This is a genomic window from Promicromonospora xylanilytica, from assembly GCF_054782895.1.
In genome coordinates this window covers 1-10,299 of record NZ_BAAGRP010000012.1, presented here as the reverse complement: position 1 = coordinate 10,299, position 10,299 = coordinate 1, and the positions used below count along the sequence as shown (strand labels likewise).

Here is a 10,299-nt window from a genome sequence, read left to right as displayed (position 1 = left end):
TCTCCGCCTCACCGGACGGGTTTAAAGGGAGTCTGACAGCCACCACCTTAACGCGCCGGACCTGTGCCCGACGCCGGTGCGGGCACCCGCCGGAGCGGCGTTGCTCACACCGGCGCGGGCACGGTCAGCCGCGCTCCAGGTCCTCGGCGATGCGCGCGAGGCGACCCAGCCGGGCCTCCCACGCGTCCCCGATGCGCTCCAGCCGCCGGCCCAGCGCCGTCAGCTCCGCGCCGAGAGCGCTGTAGCGGCGCTCGCGGCCCACCGTCCGGGATGCGACCAGCCCGGCCGCCTCCAGCACGGCGAGATGCTTCGCGATCGCCTGCCGGGTGACGGGCAGGCGATCCGCGAGGGCCGACGCGGTCAGGCCATCGTCTTCCTGCGCCAGCGTCTCCAGCACCGTCCAGCGGGTCTCGTCGGCAAGGGCCGCGAACGCGGCGACGGGCGAGCCCGCCACGCTCACCATGCCCGCGACTCGACGTACTCGACCAGCTCGTCGAGCTCGCCGTCCCAGCCCTCGCGGTTGCCGTCCAGGGCGGCGCGCACCGCGTCGTCGGTGTCTCCGCCGAAGCCGGACTCGTACACGGTGAGGTACGTCGCGTCGCCGTCGGGGCGCACCGTGAACTCGGCCTCGGTCATGCGCTCGGGTTCCTCGGCGGACTGCCCCCACCGGTAGGCGAGCAGGCGGCCGGGCTCGACGCGGGTGACCTCGAAGGGGAACCAGCCGTAGCCCTCGAAGTGCAGGCGGCCGCGGGTGCCGGCGGCGAGCGGGCCGCCGTCGTCGGTCTCGCACCCGTCGCCGAACCAGCCCGCGATGTGCTCGGGCTCGGAGATCGCACGCCAGACCGCGGCGGGTCCGGCGGCCACGCGGACGGTACGGGTGACGGTTCGCGCGTCGAGGTCGACGGTCGCGCGAGGCTGGGTGGTGGTCATGGCGTTCCTCCGGGTCGATGCGCAATTAACAGGTTGCACTTTGATCATGCACCCCCGGACGATGTTATGCAACCCAGTAGTTGCACCGCGGCTCACTCCCGGAGCACCGCAGCCGCCAGGCCTGCCGCGACGGCCACCAGGACGAGCACCATCGCCACGGTGCCCGGCCACCCCCCGAGCGCGAAGCCGACACCGCCGAGCCAGCCGAACACGCTGGATCCCGCGTAGTACGCCAGGTTGTAGACGGCGGCCGCCTGGGTCCTCGCCTGCGGGGCGGCGACCGGCGTCCACCCGCTCGCCACCGCGTGCGCGCCGAAGAACCCCGCGGTCAGCACCACCAGGCCCGTCAGGACGATCGGCAGCCGGCCGGACAGCGTGGCCAGCACACCGGCCGCCATCACCCCGGTCGAGACGATCAGCACCCGGCGCCGTCCGTGCCGGACCACGAGCCGCCCCGTCCGCGCCGACGACCACGTCCCCGCCAGGTACGCGAGGAAGACGAGGCTCACCGCCCCGGCCGACAGGCCGAACGGCGCGTCGGTGAGGCGAAAGCCGAGGTAGTTGTAGACCGCCACGAAGCCGCCCATGAGCAGCAGGCCCTGCGCGTCGAGCGCGAGCAGCCGCGGGGTGAGCAGCACCCGCAGCCCCCCGGCCGCCGCACCGCCGTCGTCGTGCACCTCGCGCTCCTGCCGCCTGCTCGCCACGCGGTCCCGCGGCGCCAGCCAGACGAAGACGCCGGCCGCGACCAGGCAGGCGAGGGCGACGGCACCCACACCCGCGCGCCACCCGAACAGCTCCGCGACACCGCCGGACACCAGGCGCCCCAGGAGCCCGCCCATCGACGTGCCCGCCACGTACGTGCCGGCGGCGCGCGGCACCGCTGACGCCCCGCCGCTCTCGGTGAGCATCTCGGTCAGGTACGCCATGGCGACGGCGGGCACGCCCGCGACGAGCAGCCCTTCGACGGCTCGTCCCGCGACGATCAGCCCGAACGAGGGCGCGAACGGGACGGCCAGGCCGACGGCGGTCGCCCCCAGCATCGCGATGGTCATCGACCGGACCCGTCCGACCCGGTCGGCCACCCAGGCCCAGGGCAGGACGCCCACCGCCAGACCGAGCGTCGCGGCGGAGACGAGCAGCGCCGTCGCGGAGGCCGACGTCGCGAGCTCGCGGGCGGCGTCGGGCAGGACGGACTGCGGCGCGTAGAGCTGCGCGAACGCAGCGGTCCCGGCGCCGAACAGGGCGACGAGCAGACGTCTCTCGTCGAACCGTTCAGCGCCGGGACCGGTACTCACGCGCGCCGCGGGCTTATGCCAGCAGGGTCGGCTTCAGGTCCTTGACCCGACCGAGGAGGCCGTTCACGAAGGCGGGCGAGTCGTCGGTGGACAGGTCGCCGGCGAGGTCGACCGCCTCGTCCAGCGCGACGGCGTCGGGCACCTCGTCGTTGAAGAGGACCTCCCAGGAACCGATCCGGAGCAACGCGCGGTCGACCGCCGGCATGCGCTGGAGCGTCCAGCCCTGCGAGTACGTCTCCAGCACCTCGTCGATGCGGTCGCGGTTGGCGACCACACCCTCGACGATGTCGACCGTGTACTCCGGCACTGCCGCCTCGGTGTGCGGGACGGCCACGCGGTCGGCGAGGAGCGTCAGCGGGTCGATGCCCCGCTGCTCCGCCTCGAAGAGGATGTCGGCGGCGCGCTTGCGCGCCTTGGTGCGTGCGCCCATGGTCTCTCTCTGCTCCGAAAACTCTGCTACGAAACCTGCTGGGGCTGCTGCCCGTCAGTCAGTGACGCGACCGAGGTAGTCGCCCGTGCGCGTGTCGACCTTCACCTTGACACCCTGCTCGAGGAACAGGGGGACCTGGATCTCCGCGCCCGTCTCGAGGGTGGCCGGCTTGGTGCCACCGGTGGAGCGGTCGCCCTGCAGGCCCGGCTCCGTGTACGTGATCTCCAGGACCACGGACGTCGGGAGCTCGATGTACAGCGGCGTGCCGTCGTTCGAGGCCAGCATGACGTTCATGCCCTCGAGCATGTAGTCCTTCGCGTCGCCGACGATCGCGGCGGACACGTTCACCTGGTCGTACGTGTCGGTGTCCATGAAGACGAAGTCCTCGCCGTCCATGTACAGGTACTGGAAGTCGCGGCGGTCGACGTTCGCGGTCTCGACCTTGACACCCGCGTTGAACGTCTTGTCGACGACCTTGCCGGACAGCACGTTCTTCATCTTCGTGCGGACGAACGCTCCACCTTTGCCCGGCTTGACATGCTGGAATTCGATGACCGACCACAGGTTGCCGTCGATCCGGAGCACGGTGCCGTTCTTGATGTCGTTGGAGGTAGCCACGTTCGTCTTCCTGTGTCGGTGAAGGTGTACCCGGCGCACGCCGACGCTGAGCCGGCGGCCGGGGGATCATGCGGGGGTGTCAAGCAGCAGCGGTCAAGTCTAACGGACGGGGGCGAGCACACTCGCCTACCCGGCGCCGGTACGGACGACCACGCCGATGGCCGCCGCGACGACCATCAGGATTACTGAAACCGGGTAGAAGGCCAGTGCCCGTCGAATATGCGCGTGCTTCTGCGCTGAGATGTCCGCGAGGTTCTTCACCTGGACCCACGCCTCGCGCCGATCCTTCTCAGGACCGGTCGCCACCAGGTCGTCAACGGACGCCGCGGCGATGTCCGGCAGGGAGTAGCGGGAGAACTCACGGTGCTTCATGCGAGGGCGGAGCGACAACACCAGGTACAGGCCCGCGACACCGCACAGGACGATCGCGACGACCCCGATCCCGGCGCCGACCACGGCCAGCCAGGCTCCGGGCTCCAACGCCTGGGAGAACGGGAGCGCCGGCGTCCCGACGCCAAAGGTCAGCGCGATCGCGCCCACGAGCACGCTCGTCTTGAGGTCGGCGTTGGTGATCGTCAACTGGAGCATCGACTGGACAAACTGTGCGTCGGCGGCATCGCCACCGGCGTCCGGCATCCGGGTCAGCCGCGCCGAATCACGCCGCGCACGCCCCATGGCCCACCGGCTCATATCGCCCCCTGACCTCGCTCGACGCCGCCGCTCGGGCGAGCCTACCCGCGCGAGCGCCACCTGCCGCACGTCTAGGCTGAAGGACAGTCATATTAAGTCATATCCTTACCTGAACACCAATTAAGGTATAGGCTTGATTGGTGTTCACTCTTATCGGCGACATCGTCGGCTCCCGCGCACTCAAGGACCGGGCACGGGCGCAGCAGGCGGTCGTCACGACCCTCCTCAGGGTCAGCAGTGTCGTGCAGCTCGCACAGCGGCTCGAGCCGACGTTCGGCGATGAGATACAAGGCGGGTTCGAGACCGTCGCCGACGCGACGCTCGCGACCTTGCTCATCCGGCTCGAGCTCAACCGACTTGCCCACCCGCCGACCCCGCCCGACCCTTCCGCAGAACCGACACCTGAGCTGGTCACGATGCGTTTCGGGATAGGCATGGGCGATGTCAGGGTGTTCGAGCTCGAGACCCAGCCGATTCGCCAGGACGGCCCGGGATGGCATACGGCTCGCGATGCGATCGATTCGCTCGGCAAGAGATCTGGTACGAGGTACGTGGGACCCTCGGACCTCGAATGGCCCCGGCCCGCAGCCGTCAACGCTTTCCTCGTTGCACGTGACGGCCTCGTCGATACACTCAACCACCGCCAGCGGCGGATGCTTCTCCTCACACTCCACGGCGAGTCCCAGAAGGACATCGCCGAGCGGGAGAGCATCTCTCCCTCGGCCGTGAGCCAGGCGTTCGCGAAGGGTGTGAGCGCCCTTCGCGACGCGCAGACCCTGTTCGGAAAGGCGTGATGCACGGATGGCAGTCCTCGGAGCATTCCTCGCGGCACTGGGTGTGACCGACGCGATCCGCGACACCAGCCAGGGGCGGGTCTCTCCCGCCCGCCGTTACGCCGCACTGACCGCTGGACTTGTCACACTGGGCGCCTTACTGGCAGCCGGTGGCGTCCCAGCGGTGACCGGATCAGCCGTTGGTATACCGCTCGCGATCCTTCTTGCCGTGTGGGTGCACGACGGCGTCATCGCACGTGCGATCGGCGAGGCACCCGGGCTCGCCATCGCCTTCTCGGCAGTCAGCCTGGGCATCGTCACCGCCCTCCTCTTCGGAGACGCCGCGCGCACGACGTGGCCGAGCTGGGTGCCAGGCCCGCTGTCAGAGCTTCCCGTCGCACGCGTCATCCTCGTCGGCGGCATCGCGCTCTTCCAGGTCGCTACCGCGAACCTGCTCGTACGGCTCATCCTCGAGGCCGTCAAGGTGCCCAGCAAGGAAGGCTCTGCGCGCCTGCGAAGCGGGCGCGTGCTCGGGCCGATGGAGCGGCTCTTCATCGTCGGGCTCGGGCTTGCCGGAAACCTGACGGCCGCGGCGGTCGTGGTGGGAGCCAAGGGCCTGCTCCGCTTCCCCGAACTGGCTGCCAGTGAATCGAGAGGCGCCAGCGGTCCCCCGCCCATCATCATTCAGACCGCAGGCACCGAAGGCTCTGGAAAAGGCGCCGACACGGAACCCACCGCCGTACCGGTCGACCACGGCCCCAACCCCGTCACCGAGTACTTTCTCATCGGCAGCTTTGCCAGCTGGCTCCTGGCCCTCGGCGGGCTCGGCCTGGCGATGCTCGTCTGGGAATAGTTGAGCGATGCACTTAATTTTCGGATAATGAAGGCACCCGCTTCTACTGGCCCAGCTTCCCCGCGATCGCCGACAGCGCCAGCCGGTAGGAGTCGAACCCGAACCCCGCCACCGTGCCGGTCGCGACCCCTGCCACCACCGAGTAGTGCCTGAACGACTCCCTGGTCGCAGGGTTGGAGAGGTGCACCTCGACGAGCAGGAGGTCCGCCGTGGCGACCTGGGCGGCGGCGTCGCGCAGCGCGTAGGAGTAGTGCGTGAACGCCGCCGGGTTGAGCACGACGTGGGCGCCGGTGTCGACGGCCTCATGAAGCCAGCCGACGATCTCCGACTCGCCGTCCGTCTGCCGCACCTCGACCTCGAGCCCCAGCTCCGCACCCCACTTCGCGGCCGCGGTCCTGAGATCCGCCATCGAGGCGTGCCCGTAGATCTCAGGCTCGCGAACACCGAGCCGACCAAGATTGGGTCCGTTGAGCACCAGGACACGGGGCAGTGCAGAAGCCATGGCCGTGAGCCTAGTAGCCCTGGTGCACTGTCGCCGTCGTGTCTCGGGCGTGCCGTCCCGTCAGACCTTGCCGCTCCGGGCCGCGACGCGGTGCCCGCCGGTCGCCTCGGCGATCCAGCGCGCCACGTCCTCCTTGAGCTCGCCCCAGCCCCAGAAGACGAAGCCCAGGTGGGCGAGCGCCGCACCGTCGATCTGCCACTCGGTGACCGGCGCAGCCGCACCGCACGCCCGGCACGCCAGGTCGGCCTCGCCGCCGTCGCGCCGGGCCGCTGCCGCGTCGTAGAACCAGCGCAGCCCTTCGTCATCGGTGCACGTCGGGCCGAACTCCTCCGGTGGGCCGAAGAATCCCCTCCGGACCGAGCAACTCGGGCAGGTCACGGAGTCGACGCCGTACTGCCCGCCGCTGTGCAGGTCCCGGCCCACCCGGACCTCGACGCCCCACGGCGGCTCCCCCGACGCCGACTGCGCCACGGTCTGCGCCCACGCCGGACCCGCGGGATGACCGTCAGCACCGAGGGCCGCATGGGGAGACAGTTCCGGGAGCAGGACCTCGCGCTCCACCAGAGCCTCCACGACCCGCCGGCCCAGCCGGGCCGCATCGGCCTCGGTCGCGTCCAGATCGGCTACCCACTCGTAGTACGTGCCCACAGCTCTCCTCGGTCCCGGCGCTGCCGCCGCCGGTGTCATCGCCGGTGATGGCCGGCGTTCGCGCACGCTACCGCTGGTCACAGACACTCACGTCTGATCCGGGTCGAGCCTCTCCACCAGCAGCGTCCGCGGACCGGGGCCGGCCTCGGCGAGCTCGTCGTGCGGGTTGGTCAGTGCACACCGGCGCAGGGAGAGGCAGCCGCATCCGATGCAGTCGGTGAGATGGTCGCGCAGCCGTGACAGCTGCTCGATCCGTGCGTCGAGGTCGTCGTGCCACGCCTGCGAGATGCGGCGCCAGTCCTTCGCGGTGGGCGTGCGGTCGCCGGGCAGCGTGTCGAGCGCCGCACCGATGTCCGCGAGCGGGATGCCGACCCGTTGCGACACCCGGATGAACGCCACGCGCCGCAGCGTCTCGCGCCGGTACCGTCGCTGGTTGCCCGACGTACGGCGGCTCGCGATGAGCCCCTTGCGCTCGTAGAAGTGCAACGCCGACACCGATACGCCGCTCCGCGCCGCGAGGTCTCCGACCGTGAGCTCGTCACGGTCCCACGGGACCTGGGGACTGACTGCGTCCATCTGCTACCTCCGGTTGCTCTGCGCGACAAGTTCTGCGCGACGGGCTCTCCACGACGCGCTCTCCACGACTCCGGCCGGCCGCGTCTCCGATCACGGTTGACCTCAACTTTGGTTCAGGTTAAAGGATGACGGCATGGACGCCATCAGACACCACTCCTTCGGGCCGCCCGAGGTCCTCACGCTCGAGCAGATCCCTGACCCCGTCCCCGGTCCCGGCCAGGTGCTCGTCGACGCGGTCGCGCACGGCGTGCACCTCCTCGACACCACCGTCCGCCGGGGCGAGAGCGGCCCCCCGCTCCCCCTGCCGAGCCTCCCGACGGTGCCGGGGCGCGAGGTCGCCGGCACGGTCGCCGCTGTCGGCACCGGCGTCGACGCCTCGTGGGTGGGACGGCGCGTGGCGGCCCATCTCGGCCGGGTCCCGGACGGCGGCGGGTACGCCCGGCGGGTGGCCGTCGCCGCAGAGAACCTGCACATGATCCCCGAGCACCTCGACCCGGCTGACGCGACAGCCATGATCGGCACCGGCCGCATGGCGGTCTACACACTCGACATCGCCGCGGTGACGGCTGACGACGTGGTTGTGGTGACCGCTGCCGCGGGCGGGCTCGGCACGCTTTTTGTCCAGGAGGCGCTGAGCTCCGGCGCACGCGTCATCGCGCTGGCAGGCGGCGAGACCAAGCTGCGGAGTCTTCGCGAGCTGCTGCCCGACGCTCTGTCCGACGGGGCGTCCGACGGCGCGTCCGGCCGTCTCACGCTCGTCGACTACACGGCCACCGACTGGGTCGACGCCGCACGTGCCGCCCTGGCGGGCGTCGGCGCGACCCTCGTGCTCGACGGCGTGGGCGGCGACGTCGGCACCGCCGCCACGACCCTGCTGAGCGGACCCGACGGCGCCGCCGGTCCGGCAACGCCACGGCTCGTCGCGTACGGCTGGGCCTCCGGAGCTCCCAACCGCTACACATCCTGGGCAGACGCTGACCGGATCGAGTCGGCGGTCGAGGTGCGTTACGCGGTCGGACCCGACGCTCCCCCGATGCTGGACCAGCGCCCGTACCAGGAGCGGGCACTCGCGCGGGCGGCGTCGGGCCGGTGGCGTGTGCTGACGCACCGCGTGCCGTTCGCCGACGCCGCACGCGCCCACCGGGAGCTCGAGGAGCGCCGCACCACCGGCAAGGTGGTGCTGGTGTGACCGCGACCGTCCGGCCCGTCTCACCGGACACACCGGCGCCCGACACGGAGGCGCCGTCCGCCACGACGACGCCGGCTGGACCGGTAGCGCCGTCGGACCGGCTCGGCGAGGGCGCGCGGCGTCTGGTCGTCGCGGGAATGATCGCGCTCTGCTCGCTCGGGGCTTTCGAGTCGCTCGCGGTGTCCACGGCGATGCCGACGGTAGCCGTGGACCTGGACGGCCTACGGCACTACACGCTCGCGTTCGCGGTGACGTTCGCGACGAGCGTGGCGGGGATGCTCGCCGCCGGGCGCTGGTGCGATCGCAGCGGCCCGACGCCGGCGATGTGGACCGGCGTGGCACTCTTCGTGGCCGGGCTCGTCGTCGCGGGAACCGCGTCCGGCATGGGCGCCCTCGTCGCCGGACGTGCCGTGCAGGGCGTTGGCAACGGTCTCTACGGTGTCGCCCTGTACGTGCTGGTCGCCCGCGTGTTCGCGCCCGAGCGGCGGGCCGGCGTGTTCTCGGCGTTCGCCGCCGCATGGGTGGTGCCGGCGATCGTGGGTCCCGGGCTGGCCGGCCTCGTCGTGGAGCACCTGGGCTGGCGCTGGGTGTTTCTCGGTGCGGCCGTGCTCACCGTCCCCGCCGCGCTCCTGATGCGGCCGGGGCTCACGGCGGCCCGCGGCACCCGGCCTGGACCGGACTGGGGCCTTGCCACGGACGGGCCTGTCGCGGACGGGCCTGTCGCGGACGGACCTGTCGCGGACGGACCTGTCGCGGACGGACCTGTCGGGGACGGGCCTGTCGCGGGCGGACCTGTCGCGGACGGGCCTGTCGGGGACGGGCCTGTCGGGGACGGACCTGTCGCGGACGAACGCGGCGCCGTCGCGCGGCCGGGGCCTGCCGCGCCGCGGGCACTGCATCTTGCCCTGGACGTGCTGCGGGCCGGGCGCGGACTGCCTGCCGTCATCTCGGTGCGGGCCCTGGTGTCGGCGGCGTTCGTGGGCGCTGAGGTGCTGCTTCCGCTGCTCCTGGTGCACGAGCGCCAGCTGAGTCCCGCGGGCGCCGGCCTGATCCTGACGGTGGGGGCGCTCGGCTGGTCCGCGGCGTCGTGGGTGCGGGGCCGCGACGTACTGCGTCTGAGCCATGCGGGGTATGTGCGCCTCGGTGGAATCCTGCTGGCTCTCGGGATGGCGGGAGCGGCGGTCCTCGTGCTCCAGGACGTGCCTGCGGGATTGGGGATGGCGTTCTGGGTGCTGTCCGGCAGCGGGATGGGCCTGGTCTACCCGACCCTGTCGGTCCTCACGCTGGAGCTGGCAGAGCCGCACGAGCAGGGCTCGGCGTCGTCGGCGCTGCAGGTGGCCGACGCGGTCGCCGCCGCCGCCGCGTCCTCGGCGACCGGCGCGTTGCTGTGGACACTGCACGACGTCGTGGGCCTGCCGGCATACGCGGCGGTGCTCGGGGTGACGGCCTTGCTGGCGTTGACGAGCGCGCTGCTGGCAGGCCGGACCCGGCTGGTCCGGACCATGGCAGGCCGGCCTCGTGCGATCCGCGCGTCGTGATCCTCCCTTGCCGTCTCCGCGCGATCCCCCTGTGCTTCGTCCCCACTATCCGTCCCTTGCGATTCGGAGATGACCGTCGCGGAGGCGGCCTGGCTCACGGACAGGTGGCTTCGGCCGTGTACGTCGCGGTGTTGCCGGGCGTCTGGTGGTCAGGCAGCTTCGGCATCTGGGGGTGGTAGGGGTTCGAGGGCTTCGGGTAGTCGGATGCGGTGGCCGCGGGCGTCGGTGAAGGCCCATCCGGTCTCGAGCAGTGCTCC

13 protein-coding genes are annotated in these 10,299 nt (G+C 71.4%); 4 read left to right on the top strand and 9 right to left on the bottom strand.

Going from position 1 to position 10,299, the window contains the following annotated elements; genetic code table 11:
* Window positions 1-124: 124 nt before the first annotated feature.
* The 6 genes from ACYVK7_RS13595 to ACYVK7_RS13570 form a co-directional block, all read right to left on the bottom strand.
* The gene (locus ACYVK7_RS13595) at window positions 125-463 is read right to left on the bottom strand and encodes an ArsR/SmtB family transcription factor (protein WP_460888257.1); all 339 of its coding nucleotides are present in this window, start codon (window positions 461-463) and stop codon (window positions 125-127) included.
* Window positions 457-930 (bottom strand): SRPBCC domain-containing protein, encoded by a 474-nt coding sequence (locus ACYVK7_RS13590; protein ID WP_460888256.1) that lies wholly within the window; start codon window positions 928-930, stop codon window positions 457-459. Before ACYVK7_RS13590 ends, ACYVK7_RS13595 begins: the two co-directional genes overlap by 7 nt.
* A gap of 92 nt (window positions 931-1,022) precedes the next feature.
* Window positions 1,023-2,225: an MFS transporter gene (locus ACYVK7_RS13585; RefSeq protein ID WP_460888255.1), complete on the bottom strand. Its 1,203-nt coding sequence runs from the start codon at window positions 2,223-2,225 to the stop codon at window positions 1,023-1,025.
* A gap of 13 nt (window positions 2,226-2,238) precedes the next feature.
* Window positions 2,239-2,655, bottom strand: coding sequence for a transcription antitermination factor NusB (gene nusB / locus ACYVK7_RS13580; protein WP_460888254.1), 417 nt, complete (start codon window positions 2,653-2,655; stop codon window positions 2,239-2,241).
* 54 nt (window positions 2,656-2,709) lie between these two features.
* Complete coding sequence (efp, locus tag ACYVK7_RS13575; RefSeq protein WP_460888253.1) at window positions 2,710-3,273, bottom strand: elongation factor P; 564 nt, start codon at window positions 3,271-3,273, stop codon at window positions 2,710-2,712.
* Between the two features lie 126 nt (window positions 3,274-3,399).
* Entirely contained in the window at window positions 3,400-4,023 is a 624-nt protein-coding gene (locus ACYVK7_RS13570) for a hypothetical protein (RefSeq protein WP_460888252.1), read from the bottom strand.
* A gap of 80 nt (window positions 4,024-4,103) precedes the next feature.
* Here ACYVK7_RS13570 and ACYVK7_RS13565 point away from each other — a divergent pair, with 80 nt between their 5' ends.
* Window positions 4,104-4,757, top strand: a complete 654-nt coding sequence (locus tag ACYVK7_RS13565) for a sigma factor-like helix-turn-helix DNA-binding protein (protein WP_460888251.1) — start codon at window positions 4,104-4,106, stop codon at window positions 4,755-4,757.
* Between the two features lie 7 nt (window positions 4,758-4,764).
* Complete coding sequence (locus tag ACYVK7_RS13560) at window positions 4,765-5,589, top strand: hypothetical protein (protein ID WP_460888250.1); 825 nt, start codon at window positions 4,765-4,767, stop codon at window positions 5,587-5,589.
* Between the two features lie 43 nt (window positions 5,590-5,632).
* Here ACYVK7_RS13560 and ACYVK7_RS13555 read toward each other — a convergent pair whose 3' ends face one another.
* The 3 genes from ACYVK7_RS13555 to soxR form a co-directional block, all read right to left on the bottom strand.
* The gene (locus ACYVK7_RS13555; RefSeq protein WP_460888249.1) at window positions 5,633-6,091 is read right to left on the bottom strand and encodes a type II 3-dehydroquinate dehydratase; all 459 of its coding nucleotides are present in this window, start codon (window positions 6,089-6,091) and stop codon (window positions 5,633-5,635) included.
* Window positions 6,092-6,151: 60 nt separating this feature from the next.
* On the bottom strand, window positions 6,152-6,739 hold the full coding sequence (locus ACYVK7_RS13550; RefSeq protein ID WP_460888248.1) for a hypothetical protein: 588 nt from the start codon (window positions 6,737-6,739) through the stop codon (window positions 6,152-6,154).
* 87 nt (window positions 6,740-6,826) lie between these two features.
* Window positions 6,827-7,315 (bottom strand): redox-sensitive transcriptional activator SoxR, encoded by a 489-nt coding sequence (gene soxR, locus ACYVK7_RS13545; protein ID WP_460888247.1) that lies wholly within the window; start codon window positions 7,313-7,315, stop codon window positions 6,827-6,829.
* 133 nt (window positions 7,316-7,448) lie between these two features.
* On the opposite strand from soxR, the gene ACYVK7_RS13540 reads away from it, so the two are divergent.
* Window positions 7,449-8,504: an alcohol dehydrogenase catalytic domain-containing protein gene (locus tag ACYVK7_RS13540; RefSeq protein ID WP_460888246.1), complete on the top strand. Its 1,056-nt coding sequence runs from the start codon at window positions 7,449-7,451 to the stop codon at window positions 8,502-8,504.
* Window positions 8,501-10,042: an MFS transporter gene (locus tag ACYVK7_RS13535; protein WP_460888245.1), complete on the top strand. Its 1,542-nt coding sequence runs from the start codon at window positions 8,501-8,503 to the stop codon at window positions 10,040-10,042. The genes ACYVK7_RS13540 and ACYVK7_RS13535 overlap by 4 nt, the downstream gene beginning before the upstream one ends.
* Window positions 10,043-10,299 lie beyond the last annotated feature (257 nt).